The 21,464-nt window shown below is 44.5% G+C and carries 22 protein-coding genes; 17 read left to right on the top strand and 5 right to left on the bottom strand.

Going from position 1 to position 21,464, the window contains the following annotated elements; all coding sequences use genetic code 11:
* Nucleotides 1-139 precede the first annotated feature (139 nt).
* On the bottom strand, nt 140-613 hold the full coding sequence (locus ACJ751_RS25270) for a c-type cytochrome (protein ID WP_407748313.1): 474 nt from the start codon (nt 611-613) through the stop codon (nt 140-142).
* Nucleotides 614-1,038: 425 nt separating this feature from the next.
* Here ACJ751_RS25270 and ACJ751_RS25265 point away from each other — a divergent pair, with 425 nt between their 5' ends.
* A complete protein-coding gene (locus ACJ751_RS25265) occupies nt 1,039-1,377 on the top strand; it encodes an RNA recognition motif domain-containing protein (protein WP_407748312.1) in 339 nt (112 codons plus the stop codon).
* Nucleotides 1,378-1,478: 101 nt separating this feature from the next.
* Here ACJ751_RS25265 and ACJ751_RS25260 read toward each other — a convergent pair whose 3' ends face one another.
* The gene (locus ACJ751_RS25260; RefSeq protein WP_407748311.1) at nt 1,479-1,934 is read right to left on the bottom strand and encodes a sensor histidine kinase; all 456 of its coding nucleotides are present in this window, start codon (nt 1,932-1,934) and stop codon (nt 1,479-1,481) included.
* A 392-nt stretch (nt 1,935-2,326) separates the two neighbouring features.
* Here ACJ751_RS25260 and ACJ751_RS25255 point away from each other — a divergent pair, with 392 nt between their 5' ends.
* The 4 genes from ACJ751_RS25255 (at nt 2,327) to ACJ751_RS25240 (ending at nt 6,117) form a co-directional block, all read left to right on the top strand.
* Nucleotides 2,327-3,559, top strand: a complete 1,233-nt coding sequence (locus ACJ751_RS25255; protein ID WP_407748310.1) for a TCR/Tet family MFS transporter — start codon at nt 2,327-2,329, stop codon at nt 3,557-3,559.
* Nucleotides 3,556-3,927, top strand: a complete 372-nt coding sequence (locus ACJ751_RS25250; protein WP_407748309.1) for a YccF domain-containing protein — start codon at nt 3,556-3,558, stop codon at nt 3,925-3,927. Before ACJ751_RS25255 ends, ACJ751_RS25250 begins: the two co-directional genes overlap by 4 nt.
* 244 nt (nt 3,928-4,171) lie before the next feature.
* Complete coding sequence (locus ACJ751_RS25245) at nt 4,172-5,452, top strand: peptidoglycan DD-metalloendopeptidase family protein (protein ID WP_407748308.1); 1,281 nt, start codon at nt 4,172-4,174, stop codon at nt 5,450-5,452.
* A gap of 89 nt (nt 5,453-5,541) precedes the next feature.
* On the top strand, nt 5,542-6,117 hold the full coding sequence (locus tag ACJ751_RS25240) for a porin family protein (protein WP_407748307.1): 576 nt from the start codon (nt 5,542-5,544) through the stop codon (nt 6,115-6,117).
* A 118-nt stretch (nt 6,118-6,235) separates the two neighbouring features.
* Here the strand turns inward: ACJ751_RS25240 and ACJ751_RS25235 are convergent, their stop codons facing one another.
* A complete protein-coding gene (locus ACJ751_RS25235; protein WP_407748306.1) occupies nt 6,236-8,383 on the bottom strand; it encodes a S9 family peptidase in 2,148 nt (715 codons plus the stop codon).
* Nucleotides 8,384-8,518: 135 nt separating this feature from the next.
* On the opposite strand from ACJ751_RS25235, the gene ACJ751_RS25230 reads away from it, so the two are divergent.
* The gene (locus tag ACJ751_RS25230; RefSeq protein ID WP_407748305.1) at nt 8,519-9,544 is read left to right on the top strand and encodes a 2-oxoacid:ferredoxin oxidoreductase subunit beta; all 1,026 of its coding nucleotides are present in this window, start codon (nt 8,519-8,521) and stop codon (nt 9,542-9,544) included.
* Nucleotides 9,545-10,297: 753 nt separating this feature from the next.
* On the opposite strand, the gene ACJ751_RS25225 is transcribed toward ACJ751_RS25230, so the two are convergent.
* Nucleotides 10,298-11,185, bottom strand: coding sequence for a cupin-like domain-containing protein (locus ACJ751_RS25225; RefSeq protein WP_407748304.1), 888 nt, complete (start codon nt 11,183-11,185; stop codon nt 10,298-10,300).
* Nucleotides 11,186-11,351: 166 nt separating this feature from the next.
* On the opposite strand from ACJ751_RS25225, the gene ACJ751_RS25220 reads away from it, so the two are divergent.
* Nucleotides 11,352-11,972 (top strand): L-threonylcarbamoyladenylate synthase, encoded by a 621-nt coding sequence (locus ACJ751_RS25220; protein WP_407748303.1) that lies wholly within the window; start codon nt 11,352-11,354, stop codon nt 11,970-11,972.
* Between the two features lie 162 nt (nt 11,973-12,134).
* Nucleotides 12,135-12,737 (top strand): GNAT family N-acetyltransferase, encoded by a 603-nt coding sequence (locus ACJ751_RS25215; protein ID WP_407748302.1) that lies wholly within the window; start codon nt 12,135-12,137, stop codon nt 12,735-12,737.
* A 28-nt stretch (nt 12,738-12,765) separates the two neighbouring features.
* Here ACJ751_RS25215 and ACJ751_RS25210 read toward each other — a convergent pair whose 3' ends face one another.
* Entirely contained in the window at nt 12,766-13,365 is a 600-nt protein-coding gene (locus tag ACJ751_RS25210) for a ribonuclease HII (RefSeq protein ID WP_407748301.1), read from the bottom strand.
* 86 nt (nt 13,366-13,451) lie between these two features.
* Between ACJ751_RS25210 and ACJ751_RS25205 the strand changes: the two genes are divergently transcribed.
* The 9 genes from ACJ751_RS25205 to ACJ751_RS25165 all read left to right on the top strand — a co-directional run bounded on the left by ACJ751_RS25205 (nt 13,452) and on the right by ACJ751_RS25165 (nt 21,419).
* Nucleotides 13,452-14,084 carry a Crp/Fnr family transcriptional regulator gene (locus tag ACJ751_RS25205; protein WP_407748300.1) on the top strand — a complete coding sequence of 211 codons (633 nt, stop codon included), beginning with the start codon at nt 13,452-13,454 and terminating at the stop codon, nt 14,082-14,084.
* Between the two features lie 137 nt (nt 14,085-14,221).
* On the top strand, nt 14,222-15,016 hold the full coding sequence (locus ACJ751_RS25200; protein WP_407748299.1) for a sulfite exporter TauE/SafE family protein: 795 nt from the start codon (nt 14,222-14,224) through the stop codon (nt 15,014-15,016).
* Between the two features lie 90 nt (nt 15,017-15,106).
* Entirely contained in the window at nt 15,107-16,525 is a 1,419-nt protein-coding gene (locus ACJ751_RS25195) for an MBL fold metallo-hydrolase (protein ID WP_407748298.1), read from the top strand.
* A gap of 95 nt (nt 16,526-16,620) precedes the next feature.
* Nucleotides 16,621-17,190 (top strand): YeeE/YedE family protein, encoded by a 570-nt coding sequence (locus tag ACJ751_RS25190; protein WP_407748297.1) that lies wholly within the window; start codon nt 16,621-16,623, stop codon nt 17,188-17,190.
* Nucleotides 17,191-17,200: 10 nt separating this feature from the next.
* Nucleotides 17,201-17,728, top strand: coding sequence for a DUF6691 family protein (locus ACJ751_RS25185; RefSeq protein ID WP_407748296.1), 528 nt, complete (start codon nt 17,201-17,203; stop codon nt 17,726-17,728).
* A 212-nt stretch (nt 17,729-17,940) separates the two neighbouring features.
* Nucleotides 17,941-18,636 carry a twin-arginine translocation signal domain-containing protein gene (locus ACJ751_RS25180; protein WP_407748295.1) on the top strand — a complete coding sequence of 232 codons (696 nt, stop codon included), beginning with the start codon at nt 17,941-17,943 and terminating at the stop codon, nt 18,634-18,636.
* A gap of 125 nt (nt 18,637-18,761) precedes the next feature.
* On the top strand, nt 18,762-19,745 hold the full coding sequence (locus ACJ751_RS25175) for a c-type cytochrome (RefSeq protein WP_407748294.1): 984 nt from the start codon (nt 18,762-18,764) through the stop codon (nt 19,743-19,745).
* A gap of 33 nt (nt 19,746-19,778) precedes the next feature.
* A complete protein-coding gene (locus tag ACJ751_RS25170; protein ID WP_407748293.1) occupies nt 19,779-20,195 on the top strand; it encodes a DsrE family protein in 417 nt (138 codons plus the stop codon).
* 138 nt (nt 20,196-20,333) lie between these two features.
* On the top strand, nt 20,334-21,419 hold the full coding sequence (locus tag ACJ751_RS25165) for a COX15/CtaA family protein (protein ID WP_407748292.1): 1,086 nt from the start codon (nt 20,334-20,336) through the stop codon (nt 21,417-21,419).
* Nucleotides 21,420-21,464 lie beyond the last annotated feature (45 nt).

The raw sequence follows: 21,464 nt of genomic DNA, 5'->3' as shown, positions 1-21,464 counted from the left end.
GATCGTAGCGTACAGGCAAACCATTACCAGGAGAAACGGTTGGTGTTATCTAACGGAAACGTTTTCGTAAAAAAGAATCCCCCGATGAATCGGGGGACTAATTCGTTTAAGGTCAGTATGAATGTAGAATTAAGATCTGTTAATTGTTGGCCGGTGGCTGAGCAGGTTGAGGTTGCTGAGCGGGCGGCGGCGGTGGCATCTTTTTTTCTTCCTTAGGTGCGGTGGGTTCAGGGTGTGGGTTACCATGGTGACAGCTAAAGCAGCCTACCGGCGGAACCGGATTCCCTTCATCCTTTTTATAATGGAAGAATTTTTTGTTAATGCGTTCGGTCATCCGCATCATTTCGCGGGCAGCACCTTTTTCACCCTTTTCATCGCTGGCGAAATCCAGTTTTTTAGGATTGTCTTTTTGCGCGGCATGACAAAAGCCACATTTTACGCCCAGCGAACTGTTGAACATATGCATTACACTGTCGAGCTGTTCATGCGTAGTGTGTTTGGGCAGCACTTTCAGGTTTTTGAAGATGGGATCGGCCGGAGCGCTGGCCGCAATACCTAATACTACCAATGCAATCAAAGTACCGGCAACCGTAATTTTCTTTTTAAAAAACATAGCAGGCTGTGTTTTAGCTATTGAAATGGGTTAAAAACTTGTGTTACAAGATACAGGATTCAGGGCACCAAACAAGGAACTAGTTTAACCGGCCCGTAATTATTGTGATGACCGGTGAACTTTTTTTCACGGTAATTGTTATATGCAGTGCGAATGGTCAATTTAAAATTTAATGCAAACTTTATATGGGTGGATATTATTTTAAGTTAACCTGCATTAAAATAAATTAACTTGCCAACAACGAGCAGAATGATTGTTATTCAATGCGAATAAAGTATCTTTGCATCAAGTTTTGAGTGATAATAGCATTCGGTAAGTGAACGATATATCTCGCTACGCATTTCTGCTAATAGTTGTTAGTCTTCCTTTACTCCCTGCTTTACCTCAGATCCATTAATAATTTTTAACCAATTTTAGTTAGTAGTATGAACATTTATGTTTCTAATTTAAGTTTCAATGTAACAGATGATGATTTGGAAGGCTTCTTTGCTGAATATGGCGAAGTATCTTCTGCCCGTGTAATCACTGATAAATTCACAGGTAAAAGCCGTGGATTTGGATTTGTTGAAATGCCAAATGATGAAGCTGCCAGAAAAGCAATCACTGAATTAGATGGTGGTCGTGTAGAAGGCAGAGAGATCAAAGTTGCAGAAGCTCGTCCTCGTGAAGAGCGCAGCAGCAATGGCGGAAATGGTGGTAATAATGGCGGCGGTGGAGAAAGACGTTCATTTAGCCGTAACAACAGCTATAACAATCGTTATTAATCCTGTTAGGTTAAAATATTAAACCCCGATGGTAGAACCGTTGGGGTTTTTTTATTATAACAGTGGCTTGCTTAAAAGGGTGTAGGGGATTTTATATTTTATCAGCAAATGGTTTGTACGGGCGCTGCCATGGAAAAGGTGAGCGTGGTACCCTCATTGTGCTGATTGTAGATGCTGATATTGCCGCCTAGTTGCCGGGCAGCCTGAACCACGTGCGAAAAACCGTTTGAGACTGTACTGTAGAAATAAGAGCCATTATTACGAACACGGATATGCACCCCTTCCTTGTTACAAACTGCTTCCACCCTGATACATACATTTTCAGTACCATTAATGGCGCCGCTTAACAGGTTGCCCAGCACATAGGCCAGCAAATTTTCATCAGCCTGAAGTTGGAATGTGTGATCAACATCGTTAATCACAAAACTCTTTTTACCGGTAACAAGCGGTAAAAGGCCTACCATTATTTGATCAATCAGTCGATGAAGAGGAACCGGTTCGGTTGCTACAGTTTGAGTAGACGATACGGGGTGAGTGTAATGCATCTGGCTTTTCATACAAAGGGATTTTAATTGACCTTTAAAATGCTCCACAGGGTACGATTGAAATAAGTATTAATAGCTGTACGGATCATATATATCAGAACCTTAACCAAAAGCTTCGTATAAAAAAGGCGCACAAATTAACGAACTAAAAATGTTAAAAAGACAATTGAGGATATCTTCTTCAGAAAATCTTAGCATAAATCAAGTTAAATATACATGGTTCCCTGTAATGCTGGTTTTTAGTTCCTTATAGAACGTTACAGCGATCACTTTATGTATACTACAGGCAAATTGCTGCAATTACTTTAATTTGTTTAGCAGTTTTAAAGCTGTTGTTTACCGGTTGCAAAATATTTAGCAGCATACTAAAAAAAGCCTGTTACTTTGCACCAACTTTTTTTAGTATGAAACCTGTTCGCTCTGCTGCTATAAAATTCATTTTTATTACGGTTCTTGTTGATGTAATTGGCTGGGGATTAATAATACCGGTAATGCCGAAATTAATTTCCGGATTGAAACATGTATCTGTAAACGAAGCAAGTAAATATGGCAGCTGGCTGGTGGGTGTGTATGCGTTGATGCAATTTGTTTGCGGGCCTATATTAGGCAGCCTGAGTGATAAATACGGTCGCCGGCCTATATTGTTGTTTTCCTTATTTGGTTTTGGTATTGATTATTTATTTATGGCGATGGCGCCCACCTATTGGTGGTTATTCCTGGGGCGGGTTGTCTCGGGCATTACAGGCGCAAGTTTTAGTACCGCTTACGCCTATATTGCAGACATCAGCACCAACGAAAACCGGGCAAAGAATTTTGGGATGGTAGGCGCCGCCTTTGGACTGGGTTTTATAATTGGTCCTGCCATAGGCGGGCAATTAAGTGGACTGGGTTTACGGGCGCCCTTTTATGCCGCAGCTATTTTGTGTTTGCTGAACTGGTTATATGGATATTTTATTTTACCTGAGTCGCTCGATAAAGAACACCGCCGTTCATTTGACTGGAAACGCGCCAATCCTTTTGGCTCGTTAATGCAGTTAAAAAAATATCCCGCTATTGGTGGGCTGGTGATCTCACTCACAACGGTATATTTAGCGGCCCACGCCGTACAAAGTAACTGGAGTTATTTTACTGCTTACCGGTTTCAGTGGGATGAAAGAACGATCGGTTATTCATTGGCGCTGGTTGGTGTGCTGGTTGCATTGGTGCAAACGGTGGTAATGCGTAAATTGAATCCGGTATTAGGCAACGAGCGCAGCATTTATATTGGGTTATTATTGTATTCGCTGGGTATGTTCCTGTTTGCATTTGCTACCCAAAGCTGGATGATGTTTGCCTTCCTGGTGCCTTATTGTTTGGGTGGAATAGCAGGGCCGGCGTTGCAATCTACCATTGCCGGTCATGTGCCTGCCAATGCCCAGGGTGAGTTGCAGGGAATACTGGGCGGACTACAAAGTGTCACTTCTTTTTTTGGTCCTTTGATAATGAACAATCTTTTTGATTATTTTACAAAAGATTCGGCGCCCTTCCATTTTCCGGGGTCGTCATTTTTCCTGGGGGCTGTGTTGATGTTAGTAAGCGCTATTCTGGCGTATCGCTTTTTATATAAAGAAAAACATATAATACCTGCATCATCATGAATTTACTGGGCAACCTTATATGGCTGGTGTTTGGCGGATTGATCGCCGCATTGGGTTATGTCATAGGCGGTTTTGTATTATGCATTACAATAATCGGTATTCCCTGGGGCATACAATGTTTTAAGCTGGCTGCTGTTGTGTTATGGCCCTTTGGTAAACAAATAGTACCCAAACAGGGTGGCGCAGGTTGTTTATCGCTTTTGTTTAATATCATCTGGTTGTTGTGCGGCGGTTTATATACGGCATTGGTGCACCTGGTTTTTGCCGCTATTTTTGCTATTACCATCATTGGAATTCCTTTTGCGCGCCAGCATTTGAAATTGATGGAACTTTCCCTGTTACCATTTAGCCGGGACGTGATAAGTTAGTTCCCGTGTTAATTCATTTCTAAATAATCATTAATCTCTAATTATAGTAAACAAATTCCGTTATTGCAATCGGGCGTTTAGGGATAGGGGATCGTATTTTTACTATCCAGGCAGATATCGTGCTTTATTAGTGTTCATAACTGCCTGACTTTAAGATGAAACAAAAAAGACAACCATTTAAATGTGGCCGGGCACTGTTTTTGCGCTAAACATGGCCGCCTGGAAAACCGGCAAATAAACACATATGTTTACACACAGGGATTGGGGCATTGCTTTTTCACTTATGGCCGTATTAATTGTGGCGGTAATTGTATTGAGCAGTTTGAACCTTTCTTTACCCGGAGAAAAAGCTCCCCAGGTGGCAAAAAGGGATTCAACAGTAATTATAGTTCCACGCCGGTTCGGTTTGGCCCTCGATTCATTTAATGTTTCAGAAAGCATTATTCAAAAAAATGAATACCTGACTTCCATCCTGGAACTGTATAACGTTGATAGCAATACTATCAAAAACCTGCAATCAAAATCAAAATACGTATACGATGTACGGAGGATGAAAGCCGGTTCGCAATACACGGTGTTTTCTTCAAAAGATACTTTACATAAAGTTTGCTATTTTGTTTACCAGCCTAACGCCATCGATTATGTGATGTACGATCTGACCGATTCGGTAAAAGTGGTAACCGGCAAACGGCAGGTTACAGCCCGGTTGGAAACTGCTTCGGGTATCATCAACGGATCGTTATATGAAACCTTTCAAAAATCAGGCACCGATCCTGCATTGGCAATGAAGCTGGCCGACCTGTACGCCTATACAGTAGACTTCTATTCCATACACGATGGCGATTATTTCAAAGTGTTGTATGAGCAACGTTATATAAAAGACGAACCCGTTGAAACCGGCGCTATTCAATCGGCCGTGTTCTCCCATAATGGCGAAAAGTTTTATGCATTCTATTATAAACCCGATTCAACAGATGCCGGCGACTACTACGACGAGAAAGGGAAAAGTTTGCGTACCTTATTTTTAAAGGCGCCGCTTAAATTCAGTCATATCACTTCAGGGTATTCATTAAGACGTTTTCATCCGGTTCAAAAAAGATGGAAAACGCACCTGGGTACTGACTATGCTGCACCGGAAGGAACGCCGATCATCTCCACCGGCGATGGTGTTGTAATAGAATCTGAGTACAACAACAACAACGGTAATTTCGTAAAGATTAAGCACGATGATACCTATACCACGCAATACCTGCATATGACCAAACAGGCAGTACGCGCCGGACAAAGTGTACGCCAGGGTCAGGTTATTGGTTATGTAGGTAGTACAGGCTTGGCTACAGGCCCGCACGTATGTTATCGTTTCTGGAAGAACGGAAAACAGGTGAACCCGTTACAACAAAGCTTCCCGCCATCCATACCATTACCGGATTCTGTAATGACCCGCTTTAGCGATTATGTATTGAAACAGCAGCAACAACTGAATACAGTTAACATTGGTGCTGTGCAAACACTCTCCATGAATTAATTTATAGAATTGATTAACAAGCCGATTGAACAATAACCAGTAAACTGGCATACGCTTTGGAAACTGGAGGGCAACAAACACCTTCAAACATGAAAAAGTATGTTTTGCCCCTTCTCTTGTTTTGCCTGGTTGCATACGGTTCACAAGCTCAAAAACTGACTCCCGGAATAAAAGGCGGCCTTAATATTGCCGACGTAAGCGGCTTCAATGGCGATAACCGGTTGAGTGGCCACGTAGGCTTTTTTTTACATAGCAAGATCAATTCTCAATGGAGCTTTCAACCGGAGCTGCTTTATTCGGGCCAGGGCCAGCAATATTGGGTAGGCAGGGATGAGTATACACTGGCGCTTAGTTATATTCAAATACCGCTGATGGTCCAGTTTCATCCTGTAAAGCAATTCTACCTGGAGTTTGGCCCGCAAATAGGATTCCTGCTTTCGGCGAATGCTAAAAACGATGGTAATAAGTCAGAAGTGGACCAGTACTTCAAAAAAGTAGATGCTGCTATTGCGTTGGGCCTCGGTTTTCAGGTTACACCGATGTTAGGCTTTTATGCCCGGTACAATGCCGGTATTGCTGATATTTCAAAAGATACCAACCCGTTTTTATACCGTGATAATTATAACCGCGTAGGCCAAATAGGAGTGGCTATAAGTCTGAAGTAATTATAATAAAACATTGACCTGTCAGGTGGGTCACTCTTGCAGAGTGGCTCACCTTTTATTTTGCCGGGGTGGGTCGTCCGCCAACTGGCGGATGACCCACCTGATAGATTTAATGCTCTTAATTTATCCAGCGTTCAAAAAACTCCCAGGTGCGTAACATTTGATCTATGCGTTGCCGGTTATCGCCGCTGCGGGTTATTTCATGCGTGGCATTGGGATGCCGTACATATTCAACCGGGCGGCCCAATACCTTCAGGCTCCGGTACAACATTTCGCTTTCAACAAAACCGGTGCGGCGGTCGTTATCGCCATGAAAGATGATATAAGGCGTGGTTATATTCTGTACGTAATTAATGGGTGACTCCCGTTGCAGGTTTGCTTTAGCCGTGGCTTCCCAGGGATAACCGCCAAAATAGTACGGCACCAGCCGCCAGGCATTTCCTTCTCCAAAGAAAGTACTGAGATCGTATACGCCGCGTTGCGAACAGGCCGCTTTAAAGCGATGGTCATGCGCAACGATCCAGGCTACGAGATAACCGGCATACGATCCGCCGGTAACAAGCAGTTTGGACGTGTCGGCCCAGCCTTCGGCAATAGTTTTGTCCAAAGCAGTTAATACATCACTGGCTGGGCCCTTGCTCCAGTCGTTGATATTAGCGCGCAAAAAGCTTTCACCATAACCACCGCTGCCACGCGGGTTGCAATACACAACGCCGTACCCTTTGCTGCAAAAGAACTGGTATTCGTGCCACATGGTGTTTTCGCCCGGTCCCCACATGGCAGAAGGGCCGCCATGGATCTCCAGCAAGAGGGGGTACTTTTTCCCAGGTTCATAATTAACCGGTTTCATTATCCAATACTCGATGGTCATTCCCTTGTTATTAGTAAAGGTTTTCTTTTCAGGAATGGAGAGTTGTTTGTCCTGCAACCACGGGTCGTTGAAATTACTGATGCGTTGCGCGTTCTTACCATTAACATCGGCCAGGTACAATTCAAAAGGATTGGCCGCTTCGGTTTTTACAAACACCAGCTTGTTATTGACCACATCAAAACTGCTGACGCCGCTGTTATGATCGGTTAGTTGTTCAACCTTTTTAGTGGTTACATCTAACTTGTATATGGGAAAGCCGCCATTGCTGGGTGACGTGAAGTACAGGTATTTTTCATCAGCACTCCATAACAGGTCCTCCTTTGACCGGTCGAAGGGCAGTACGATCATGTCTTTTGCTGAACCATCAACAGGCATAATGGCCAGTTGCGGGATCGTAATCATATTCACCCTGGAAAACTGAAACGCCAGCCATTTACCGGAAGGAGAAAGGGTAGGCGTGGTGAACTGTTTTCCTTCCTCCCCCAATAACTTGCGAAGCTGACTGCCGTCATCATTTGCTATAAAAATCTCATTCTCCTGTGAGCGGTTGGGATGTTGTGCCGAATCAATATCGCCCGAAAGGATCAGCTGTTTTCCGTCTGGCGTAAAATCAACTTTTGAAAAGGAATAAAAGCCATGGGTCACGGCAGTAGGCACATCGCCCGGTTTTGTTCCTGTAACGAAGCACTGATTAAAACTGAGATCGCCATTGATGTTCCGCTCGTCCTGGAAGTTGAGTTTATTCATCACCCGGGCCTTTTTATCGGTAACGTTGTTATCGAGGTAAGCCCTTACTTCTTCCAACGTGCCATCGGGGTTTGGTTTGGCGTGAGAAGCTTTCAATTGTTCATTATGCGTGAAGCCCGGTTTTTCCAAAGGCCAGCCGGGTATGGCCTTATCGGCATTCAGGATGGAATCTTTTAATAGTTCTGGCAGGGAAATATTTGAGGTGAAAAGAATTTGTTGGCCGTCGGGGCGCCATTTAGGCGTGCTGGCGCCATACCTGAATTTTGTTAGTTGAATGGCTTCACCACCGTCGAGGGAGATCAAAAAGAGCTGCGGCTTATTGTCAACCGTTCTCACAAAGGCCAGCTGTTTACCATCGGGGCTCCAGGCCGGTTGAGTGGCGCTTTCTTTAGTCGTTAACTGCCGGGGTGTTGCATTGCCTTCAGTGGAAACCATCCACAGCTGGCTTACATACTTATAGTCCAGCTTGCTGTCGCTATCATTTTCTATGGTTGTTACGGTAAAGGCGGCTTTGCTGCCATCGGGTGAAAGGGTAACATCGCCGATGGACCGTATTTTGAGCATATCTGTAACAGTAACCGGTTGTTTGTTCTGACCCTGTATTTTGAGCGAAAAGAGCAGCCAAACGCATATCATAAGTCTTTGCATGATAAGGGGTTTTGTAGTTGAATGTAGCAATTCAGGCATATTTGACGCTACCGTTTATATATTAACAATTTGAGCAATGAATAAGGCGTGTTCATTGTCGCGTAATTCCGATAATTTTGTAGTAATTATATATCTATGAGTGAAACTACAATACCCGCTCTAACCCCAAAAGATTTTGCCACCGACCAGGAAGTACGCTGGTGCCCTGGATGTGGTGACTACTCCATTTTGGCACAAGTGCAAAAGATTATGCCGGGCCTGGGACTTCCAAAAGAGAACATTGTTATTATCTCCGGTATCGGCTGCAGCAGCCGCTTCCCCTATTATATGAACACGTATGGAATGCACTCGATCCATGGCCGGGCTACTGCCATTGCCAGTGGATTAAAAGCTGCCAGACCTGAATTAAGTGTTTGGATCGTTACTGGTGACGGAGATGGTTTAAGTATTGGCGGTAACCATACAATTCACTTGCTGCGCCGCAATTTTGATGTGAATATAATGCTCTTTAATAACCAGATCTATGGGTTAACCAAAGGCCAGTATTCACCCACTTCAGAACAACATAAGGTAACCAAGTCAACGCCATACGGCAGTATCGATCATCCGTTTAACCCGCTGGCCCTGGCCATGGGCGCCGATGCTACGTTTATTGCCCGCTCCATGGACCGTGATCCTAAACACCTGCAGGAATTATTGATAAGAAGCCATAAACATAAAGGCGCTTCTTTCCTCGAGATCTATCAAAACTGTAACATCTTTAATGATGGCGCTTTTGAGCAGTTCACCGAAAAGTCGACCAAACTTGATAATACGCTGTTCCTGGATCAGGGCAAACCGCTCATTTTTGGCGCTCAAAGTAATAAGGGCATTAAGCTGGATGGTTTTAAACCGGTAATAGTTGACCTGAACGAAGGCGTTTCTGCCAATGACCTGTGGGTGCACGATGAAAGGGATTTTTATAAAGCGCAGATCCTGGTACGCATGTTCGATGATCCGCGGATTGAAGGACATTTGCCCCGTCCGTTTGGCGTGTTTTATGAAACAGACCGCCCTTGCTATGAAGAAGTAATGCAAATGCAACTGGAAGAAGTAATGGCAAAGGGACCTGCCAACCTCGATAAATTATTACGGGGTAAAGAAACCTGGACCATTGCCTAGGCGTCAAAAGCGCACATTCCGCAAACTATAACAGATACGCATATCTTTTTAAGCCCGTTTTATTCAAGCGGGCTTTTTTATTTCTAACCCCTACCATTGGTGGCAGTTACGGAATAAAAAAATGCCAGCGATGGATATCGCCGGCCTGTGCTTACCTCTGAAACCACAAAAAGAAAGAAGTTAAGCAATATGTTGTGATACGATAATCTTAATGGAGGTGGGGTTCAATGGATGATGGACAGAACGGGTATATATGAAAGAAGGTGATGCATCGGTACATGCTGGCATAAATGCCGGTTGCATGTCTGGGATTAACCCCCTTCTACGGTTTAGTAAATTAAAGCTGGCTGCCTACACAGGAGTAAGAGCAGTTAGTTTCAGTTACTGGTACAATTTTTTTGCAGTTTCTAAGACACAAAAGGTCAGCAACACGTGATCAGGTAAACAGAGATAATTAAAAAGGGTGGCGGACAATATATGGAACGAATAGGTTAATATCCGTACTTGAAAACAATTCTAATAATTAAATGGAAATTGGAGGGTCAACAGAAATTGGATGGTTGGAAATAGGGAGATTGGATTATTACGTTTGTGTGAGTTGCCGGTGAGAAGGGTAGTTCAGCACATCGCCCGGTAAAAATAAAGACTGTTTTCTATAAAATCAATATTTTTCTTAAAATTTTTTAATGTATGGTCTGCCAGCTTATTAATCTTAAGTTGGATCAAATTACAATTAAAAAAACGGGCATGTCTTTATCTCACGTCTGAGGCTTCCAATTCCTTTTCGGCGGCCTTTAACAGGCTGGTCCTTTTATACTCATACCACCATTTGGGGGCGGTTTTTTTCATCAGCGTATCGATATACCGCATCCCGATCAAATTCCACGCGCCTTTGAGCTTGCCGCTCATAGAAGCTTGTAAAGCTCTCAAACTCATAGCAAAACCACTGTCAAGGTATTCCATATGATGCCAGTAACCGGCAGGCATAAACAGGGTATCGCCATGGTTCAGGATCACTTCATATCCCCTGGCCAGCTTCAATGCGGGGAACTTGCTATAGTCGGGATGGCCGTTCTCATAATAGTTCGAAAAGTCAGCCAGGCTCAACACCTCAAAGGGCTTGCGGTATAGCTTGTGTTGTTCTTCAAAAGGGAATAACAGCACGCGCTTACGACCGGTAAACTGGGTATGCAGAATATGCGACATGTCTATGTCGAAGTGCATATGCGTAATACTGGTGGCCCCGCCTACGAATAACATAGGGTATTTTTTAACGAATCCCTTCATTAAATGCTCAGGCCAGGTAAAGTCTTCCGTTAGCTGGGGCGCATGATCGAAAATATTGAAGAGAAAGATCCGCCAGGCTGCCGGTCCATGACTCACCATGTCGATGTACTCACCAAAAGTTTTGTAATCGTCAGCTGTGTTAATGGGGGTGTAAGCGTCGCTCTTAACGTTGTTGTACAGTCCAACTCTTTTACTACCTACTATTTCTTTAAAATATTCCCAGTTCCATTTGGCTACGGCAGGCCAGTCTTTGGCCAGCTTTGTAATGACAACTGGTTGCAATGGCAGATAGTAACGCTGCTGAAAGTCTTCTGCGCTGATAGTATCAACACGGTCAACAGGTTGTAGTTGCATGAAAATAATTTGCTCAAATTTAATATTAAATTCATTTTCGGCGCATGATGTAGTACTGAAAACATATACAGCTTTAACATTTACATAAATAATGACATGTGTAACCGGGGCGCATAATTTGCCGGTATCATTATGAGACTTTAGTTAAAAAGTATAATTTGCCGTTATGTTATTACATCTTCATCCGGAAAATCCACAACCGCGAAATATTTCCACTATCGTGAAAGTTTTATCGGAAGGGGGGATTATTATCTATCCAACCGATACGATCTATGGTTTGGGCTGTGATATCTTTCAACACAAAGCTATTGATCGTATTTGTCGTATCAAAAATATTGATCCGCAAAAGGCGCAGTTGTCGTTCGTGTGTTACGATCTGAGCGATTTGAGCCGGTATACGAAAAGCATCAGCACCCCCATGTATCGCCTGTTAAAGCATTACCTGCCGGGTCCGTATACTTTTATTTTACCAGCCAGTAAGGAAGTTCCCAAAATTCTGCAAAGCAAAAAGAATACCATAGGGTTGCGCATCCCCAATAACCTGATCGCCCGCACCATTGTAAAAGAGCTGGGCCATCCGATATTAAGTACTACATTACCGGGAACCATGGTTGAAGAATACACCGATCCCGAGCTCATGCATGATAATTTCGAAAAGCTGGTTGATGTGGTGGCCGATGGCGGTATCGGCGGCATGATGCCCTCCACCGTTATTGATTGCACCGGTGACGAACCCGTATTGATCCGCCAGGGAGCCGGGGAGTGGGATACGGCTGACGTAGATTGAGGTTTTTGTGGTTAATTGTAACTTTAATGTCTTTAATAAATTTGAAGGTAAACAGGCTGAAGTAAGAAGTAGGAAGCTCGCGAATTTTCTTACCTCGTACTTCTTACTTGGTATTGTTAATGGCACGCAAGTCAAATTTTAAGAAAAAGCTCGTTTGCATATATGAAGACCGAATATCAGAAATTCTTCCCCGATCATTTTACCCTGGAAACACCCCGCGTATTATTGCGGTTAATGACCCCTGCCGATTATGAGGCATTTTTACCCCTTGCCCGGGACAAGGAGATCTGGAAATATTTCCCAAAAGACCTAAGCAATGAACAGGAGCTATCAACCTGGATGCAGCAATCATTTAGTGAAAGAGGGGCGGGCCTTAGAATGCCGTTCACCGTTATTGACAAGCATTCCAACGAAATTGTGGGCAGCACCAGTTATTTGAATATTTCTTTTTATGACAAGCGCCTGGAGATAGGCAGCACCTGGCTGGGAACTTCGTTTATAGGAACCGGTGTGAACCGCCAGGCAAAGTTTGCCCTGCTGTCCTTTGCTTTCGAGGTGATGAAAATGGAACGGGTGGAAGTAAAAACCGATAATTTGAATGAACGCTCCAAGGCAGCCCTGTTAAAAGTGGGTATGAAGCCCGAAGGTATTTTACGCAGCCATATGCTCATGCACGATAACCGCCGGCGCGATTCCATTTATTTCAGCATCATCAGAAGTGAGTGGGAAGAAAGGAAGATGAACTTTTTCCCGGAAATGATATAAATAATTGATCCCACCTTCCCGATCAGCGTTACATATCCAGCTCCAGCTGGTTGCTGGTTAGCGAAAACGAGCGGCGGTGATAGGGCGTGAGGCCAAATTCTTCAATGGCTTTGCGGTGTTCGGCCGTGCCATAACCCTTATTGGTGATCCATTTATACTGCGGAAAATCAGGATGCAGGTTGCGCATAAAATCGTCGCGGTAGGTTTTGGCCAGAATGCTGGCTGCAGCAATGGAGGCGTATTCCGAATCGCCTTTAATAATACACTGATGGGGAATGCGCTTGTATTTAGTGAACCTGTTCCCGTCGATGATTAGGAATTTCGCCTTTGTCGTCAGTTTCTCAATGGCCAGGTGCATGGCCTTAAAAGATGCGTTCAGGATATTAATGCGGTCAATTTCTTCATGATCTACGCTGCCTACCTGGTAGCAGATGGCATGTTTTTCAATAAACTCCCTCAATTCATACCGGTCTTCTTCGGTCACCTGCTTGCTGTCATTCAGCTTTTCGTGGTAAAAACCTTCGGGTAAAATAACTGCAGCCGCAAATACGGGTCCTGCTAAACAGCCGCGGCCTGCTTCATCGCAGCCGGCTTCAATGCGTTCAGTTTGGTAAAAGAGTTTTAGCAAGGGGTGTATTTGAGCCCAAAAATAAGGGATGCCACTATTTAAATATTATTTATCAACTTTGTTTTTTTACACATCACATTCCCAATATGGAATTAAGCACAATAGCCCTCGCCTTCCCCGCTTTTGAAAAGGATTTGCAATTGGAAATCCAGGAGCAGGGCGAGATCCGGTCGTTCAAAACGGACGAGCAATTGATGCGCACCGGCCAGTATTTCCGTTCAACCATGCTGATCCTGAACGGTCTGGTGAAAATTTACCGGGAAGACGATGATGGAAATGAGTTTTTTATGTACTACCTGCAACCGGGTCAGGCATGCGCATTGTCAATGGTGTGTGCGGCGGAACATAAAAAAAGCGCCATAATGGCAAAGGCGGTGAAGGACACAGAAATTATTGCCATTCCATTGGAGTATATGGAAGAATGGATGGGAAAATACAAAAGCTGGAGCCAATTTGTAATTAGTACATATCGTTCGCGTTTTGAAGAATTGCTGAGCACCATCGATCATATTGCGTTTCGCGGCATGGACGAGCGGCTGGAATTCTACCTGAAAAAACACCAGGAAACGCTTGGTACGAATCTCATTCCGCTCAATCACCAGGAAATTGCCAATGAACTCAATTCTTCCCGGGAGGTTATTTCGCGCCTGCTTAAGAAAATGGAACAATTTGGCAAAGTAAAGCTCAACCGGAATGCTATTGAAATTATTCAATTGTGACCTTCGTCACCTATCAGGCTTTTTATTTCCCGCATCTTCACCCAATGATTGCATGATTCAGGACGCCAATGCCCGGCTCGCTGTTGCATGATCATTTAAAACCTGTCTGTTGTTGTTTTACTGAATTATTTATTTAAATGGAAATATCCGGTTATTTAGCAGCCGTTTTAATTGGCGTATCATTAGGGTTGATAGGAGGCGGTGGGTCAATACTTACCGTACCCGTGTTTGTGTACCTGTTGCATGTGCACCCGCTATTGGCCACCACCTATTCGTTATTTGTGGTGGGCAGTTGTAGCCTGGTGGGGAGTGTGCGTTCCTACTATAAAAGACTGATCGATTTTCAGGTAGTGCTGTACTTCGGGCTGCCTTCACTGTTATCGGTATTTATTGTACGGCGGTTTGTGTTGCCCATGATCCCCGATCATTTATTCACCGTGGGTGAACTTGTTGTCGATAAAGGTGTTTTTTTAATGGTCCTTTTTGCCTTATTGATGCTGGCAGCAGCCACCTCAATGATACAATCAGGTACCAAACCACCAGCACCAGGTGTACCCAAAGAACGGAAAAGCGGATTGCTGATCCAGGGTTTACTGGTGGGCGCTGTTACGGGTTTATTGGGTGCAGGCGGCGGGTTTTTGATTATCCCGTCACTGGTCCTGATCAGTAGATTGCCGATGAAAATAGCGGTGGGTTCATCCCTTACCATTATGGCCATCAGTTCGTTTTTTGGATTTTTCAGCACGTTGTCGCATTATACAATAAACTGGTCGCAATTGTTGTTGTTTACAGCTATTGCGGTGTTGGGAATTTTTGTGGGAACCGCTTTCTCAGATAAAATACCCGGCCAATCGTTAAAAAAGGGATTTGGCTGGTTTGTGCTGGCGATTGGCTTATTTATACTGGTGCGTGAACTGTTCTTTTTTAGTTAAAAAATAACCCTTAAAACGCTCTGTGATAAAAGTCATATTCTATTAAAACCATTCTACAGAAATTGCGTTGATCATTTAAACAGCATTGTTATGAAGATAGAACAAATTTATACCGGTTGCCTGGCACAGGGAGCATATTACATCGAAAGCGAGGGAGAAGCTGTGGTAATTGACCCGTTGCGCGAAATAGATCCATATGTTCAAAAAGCCAATCGTTCTGGCGCCACTATAAAGTATGTTTTTGAAACGCACTTTCATGCTGATTTTGTTTCGGGCCATGTTGATCTGGCAAAAGAAACCGGCGCTACTATTATATATGGTCCCACTGCCACGCCCACGTTTGCTGCACACATTGCTACCGATGGTGAAATATTTAAAATAGGCAACATAACTATTACCGTATTGCATACGCCCGGCCATACCATGGAAAGTAGCTGTTACCTGTTGAAAGATGAACAGGGAAAAGAAGTAGGATTGTTCAGCGGCGATACCTTGTTTATTGGAGATGTGGGCCGTCCTGACCTGGCGCAAAAAGCGGATCATATTACCCAGGAAGACCTGGCTGGTTTCCTGTATGATTCACTGCGTAATAAAATAATGCCCCTGCCCGATACGCTGACCGTATATCCTGCACATGGCGCCGGCAGCGCCTGTGGCAAGAACATGAGTAAGGAAACTACCGATACGTTGGGTCATCAGAAACAAACGAACTACGCTTTACGTGCCGATATGACCAAAGAGGAATTTATAAAAGAAGTTACCGAGGGATTAACGGCGCCGCCACAATATTTTCCTTTGAATGTGCAGTTGAATAAACAGGGGTATGAAAGCATCAATGAAGTGTTGAAAAAAGGTACGCATCCGTTGGGTGTAGAAGCGTTTGAAGCAGCAGCCAATGAAACCGATGCGCTTATTCTCGATACGCGCGACCCGCAAACATTTGCAAATGGATTTATTCCCAATTCAATCAATATTGGTATCGATGGCAATTTTGCACCCTGGGTGGGGGCGCTTATCCCTGATATTAAACAAACCATTTTGATCGTAGCGGAGGAAGGCCGCCAGGAAGAAGTGGTTACCCGCCTCGCCAGGGTGGGTTACGATTATGCCATTGGGTATTTGCAGGGCGGTATTAACGCCTGGAAAAAAGCAGGAAAAGAGATCGATACCATTACTTCTATAACAGCCACCGAACTGGCGGCTATACAGGAAGCCGATGGCAATATAAACGTGTTGGATGTACGTAAGCAAAGTGAATACGAAGCGGAACATGTGAAGTGTGCGGTAAACGCCAGTCTGGATTATATCAACGACAGCATGCAACAGGTGGATAAAAATAAAACCTGGTATGTGCATTGTGCAGGCGGCTACCGCTCCATGATCTTTATCTCTGTATTAAAAGCGCGCGGGTTCGATAACCTGGTTGATATAAAGGGCGGATTTAAAGCACTTAAAGACTCCGGTAAGTTTACGATAACTGATTATGTTTGTCCAAACACGATGTTGTAACCGCACCTCGAAAAATTTTAGTAACTTATAGCTGTGTGATTTATGTCGCACAGCTTTTTTTTTGAAAGCACCATATTTACAAAAAATTAGTCATCATGCAATTTTTGGAATGGATAAAACAACCCTGGCCCTGGTATGTGGCGGGCCCGTTGATAGGGTTGGTAGTGCCGCTGCTGTTGATCATGGGTAATAAATCATTCGGGGTTTCTTCTTCCTTGCGGCATATTTGTGCAGCCTGTATACCGGCTAATATTCCTTTTTTCAAATACAACTGGCGAAAAGAAACCTGGAACCTGTTTTTTGTAACCAGTATCCTGCTGGGCGCCATCATTGCCACCCAATGGTTAAATAGCGGCAAACCCATTGTGGTGAATCCAAAACTGGTGAATGAGCTGCAGCAGTATAATATTCATAATTATTCCTCCATCGTTCCTATAGACCTGTTTAACTGGCCTGCTTTATTAACGCTGCGCGGATTTATCTTACTCGTGGGCGGCGGATTTTTAGTAGGCTTTGGTACCCGCTATGCAGGTGGCTGTACATCGGGACATGCCATCATGGGCCTTTCAAACCTGCAATGGCCCTCTCTCGTAGCAACCTGTTGTTTTATGATCGGTGGTTTTATTACTGCCAACCTCATTTTACCTGCCATCTTACACCTGTAAAGCATTGACTATGGAAACGAAAGACGTAATAACACAACCAACAATAGCAAAGGAAACCAATACCGATTTTGAAGTACGCTCGCTCGATACAATTTGCATCAACGAGTCACGTATAGAGCACACGTGGTGGCACTCGTTAAAATATTTAATTGCGGGTTTGTTGTTTGGCATTCTGCTGGTTAAAGCAGAAGTGATCTCCTGGTTCCGCATCCAGGAAATGTTCCGCCTTCAAAGCTTTCATATGTATGGCGTAATTGGTTCTGCTGTAGTAACAGGCATTATTTCTGTTGGTCTCATCAAAAAATTCAAGATTAAAACAATATATGGCGAACCTATTGATTTGCATCCCAAGCAATTCAATAAAGGGCAGATCTATGGCGGTCTGTTATTTGGCGCCGGCTGGGCAATGACCGGTGCATGCCCCGGGCCTTTGTATGCATTGATAGGAACAGGCGCTACCGTAATCATTGTCACTTTATTAAGCGCCATTGCAGGTACCTGGGTGTATGGCAGCCTGCGTGAAAAATTACCACATTAATTTGGTCGCTAATATGTAATATAAGTATCTTTAATACCCCAACCCAGCCGTCACCGTTCTACTGAAATACCACAGTCGGGATTAATTACTCTGCGGAATTATTGTACTACAAAGGATGTTGCGAAGCATTGTGCATACTCTATGAATGAGTTAACCATAGTTCATACCGGACTATTCAGTCTTTCCATTGCTTTAACTAAAATTGACTGTATATGCAAACCAACAATTCAACTGCAGCATCACGCCGCGACTTTTTAGGAAAGATCGCCGCGGGCGCAGCTGCACTGGGTACTGTTTCCCTGGCTCCTTTTACCGCACAGGCCTTTCCTGAATCAGCAGACCATGAATATATCGGTGCTGAAGAATGGTTCAATAAGATAAAAGGAAAACACCGCATTGTATTTGATGCTACACAACCGCATGATCTGATGCCATTTGCCTGGCCAAAGGTTTTTTTATTGACGAATGCTGCTACCGGTACGCCTGAAAAGGATTGCAGTGCAGTAGTAGTGCTTCGGCATGAAGCGGTGGGCTATGCTTTACAAAACGAAATGTGGGAAAAATACAAACTCGGCGAGCTCATGAAAGCCAATGACCCACTTACAAAAGCGCCGGCTACCCGTAATCCTTTCTGGAAACCAAAAGAAGGTGATTTTAAAGTGCCAGGTATTGGCAATGTGGCTATTGGTATTAATGAACTACAGGATAGTGGGGTTATGTTCTGCGCTTGCGAAATGGCTATAACAGTTTATAGTGCTGTAGCGGCAGACATGATGAAAATGGATGCTGCAGCCGTGAAAAAAGAATGGCTGGGCGCCGTGCTGCCGAACATCCAGGTAGTGCCTTCCGGTGTTTGGGCATTAGGCCGCGCACAGGAACATGGCTGCTCCTATTGCTTTGCTGGTTAGGCTAAGCTGTTAAATGGAATGATCCCCCTTTTCTTAACCCCGTCTATTATACAAGTGTCATGTTGCATGCCGGGTTTAGGTCCGGTATGCAACATTTACTGTTAGAACGATCTGCTTGTTATATCATGAACCGTAATTTGCTAATTGGATTATTGGCGATAGCAGTGCCTGTTGCCATTTGGGTGAATATTAAATACCACACGCCGGTTGACATACAACAAAAAGCAACCGCGGTGGCTTCAGCTGCACCCGAAATGCCCTGGCAACCGCCTGATAGTAATACTATCCCGGGCACGCCGGCAGGTGAACAGATCCGTTATGGCCGCGACCTTATTGCCCATACTTCCCGGTACCTGGGCCCTAAAGGAACAGTAGCGCATATCTCCAATGGAATGAACTGTCAGAACTGCCACCTGGCGGCAGGCACCAAGCCCTGGGGAAATAACTACAGCGCCGTAGCTTCTACCTATCCCAAATACCGCGACCGCAGCGGGTCCATAGAATCTATTGAAAAAAGAGTGAACGATTGTTTTGAAAGAAGCCTCAATGGCAAAGCACTCGATAGCAACAGCCGCGAAATGCAGGCTATTGTAGCCTATATGCATTGGCTGGGAACCGGGGTAGCAAAAGGTAAAAAGCCATTGGGCTCGGGCATTAATTCATTGAAGAACCTCAACCGCCCGGCAGACCAGGAAAAGGGGAAAATGGTATTCATTGAAAAATGCCAGCTCTGCCATGGCGCCAATGGTGGGGGCATGCGCGATACTGTTACGGGTATCGGTTATATATATCCACCATTATGGGGAACCGAAAGTTATAATATAGGGGCGGGGTTGTTCAGGTTATCACGAATGGCCGGTTATGTAAAAGACAATATGCCGTTTGGGGCTTCATATAGCAATACGCAGTTAACAGATGAACAGGCCTGGGATGTGGCCGCCTTTATTAATTCCCAGCCACATCCGCATAAAGACCTGTCGAAGGACTGGCCGAAGAAAAATACCAAACCCATCGATTATCCTTTTGGTCCGTATGCAGACAGTTTTTCAGTTCAACAACATAAGTACGGTCCGTACGATCCTATAGCAAAAGCTGCTAAGAAAAAGTAAACATCTTATTACCTGACTTTTAAATCAACGGGTATGACCAAGAATAAAATGTTGATCGTTGCACTGGCGCTGATGCCGGTGTTTACGCTTGCCCAAACAGGGGCCTACAAAGTGGTCTTTGATATTACGAGTGGCGATACCGCTGCTTACAAAACAGTGATCAGGCAAGTGCGGGGCATATCACAGTCGCGGCCAGACGCCCAGCTGGAGGTGGCCATTTATGGTGATGCGCTGCCAATGGTCATCAAAGACAAATCGATCATTGCCGATGCCATCCAGGAATTAAGCAGCAGCAAAAAAGCCAGTTTTAAAGCTTGCGCCGCCACCATGAAGCGCAACAACATCGATAAAAGCCAGTTGTTAGCTGGTGTAGAAGTAGTACCCGATGCCATTTATGAAATTGTGACAAAGCAGCACGAAGGATGGGGGTATATTAAAGTGGCTCAGTAGTGGGCCTGCCACCTGGAACTTGAAACCTGTAACTTGTAACCTGGAAAGGCAGTTCGCAATAACAGCAGCCCCAAGGTAGTAGTCTTGTGCCTTGAAATCTTGAAACTTGTGGCTTTCCGGTATTACCTTTGCGCCGCAATGAATACCATATCTAATGAACAACGGGCCAACCGGGCAGTATCCAACTGGATATTTTTAGGGGTGATTATGTTATTAGTGCAGGTGGTATTGGGCGGCGTTACCCGCCTAACCGGTTCAGGCTTATCAATTACCGAATGGGATGTAGTTACCGGCTTTCTGCCCCCGCTGAACGAACACCAGTGGCTGGAAAAGTTTGCCAAATACCAGCAATCACCGCAATACCGGTTGCTGAACTCCGATTTTACCCTCGCCGATTTTAAATTCATCTTTTTCTGGGAATGGTTTCACCGCCTGTGGGCCCGGTTGATTGCCGTGGCATTTGTAGTAGGTTTTATATACCTGCTGGCAAAAAAGCACATAAAAAAAGAGATGGTGAAGCCCCTGCTCATCCTTTTTATCTTTGGCGCCCTTCAGGGAGCCATTGGCTGGATCATGGTGGCCAGCGGCCTCACCGGCGATGCGGTATACGTTCGTCCCACCAAACTGGCCATGCACTTTATTTTTGCCCTCGCATTAATCAGTTACGCTTTCTGGCAGGGATTACAGTTAAAAGTGCCTGCCGGCAAACGCACCAATCTCCCCGGTATACATAAATGGTCCTGGGCGCTGGTCATTCTTTTATTTGTGCAGTTGATTTTTGGCGCCTTAATGGCAGGTCACAAAGCCGCCACGGCCGCGCCTACCTGGCCCACCATCAATGGCAGCTGGGTGCCAGCCGGTATGTTAAAAGAAGAACCGGTAACCCTTAATTTTTTCGAGAACAAGATCACCATCCATTTTGTGCACCGGGGGCTGGCATACGCGTTATTAATTTTGATAATAATTTATTCCGCAAAAGTTTTCCGCATACCATCAACCAGCGAAATTTTCACTAAAGCCCGCCGTATTCCCTTGATATTGGTAACGCTACAGGTATTATTAGGCATTCTATCGGTGTTAACCAGTACCGGTATAATACCCAATCACTGGGGAACGTTTGAGTGGCTGGCACAGTTGCACCAGATTACAGGCATGTTATTACTGCTGAGCCTGGTTGCCATGGTATTTCTTACCCGGCAATCATTCTTTAAGCAACCTTCATAATCTTGGCACTGTCTTTTCGTTTTAGTAGTAAATTGGGCATGAAGC

The sequence above is a fragment of the Niastella sp. genome (assembly GCF_045805085.1).
Taxonomy (GTDB): Bacteria; Bacteroidota; Bacteroidia; order Chitinophagales; family Chitinophagaceae; genus Niastella.
Note: the sequence above shows the minus strand (reverse complement) of the source record. Positions and strands in the feature narration are given on the sequence as shown.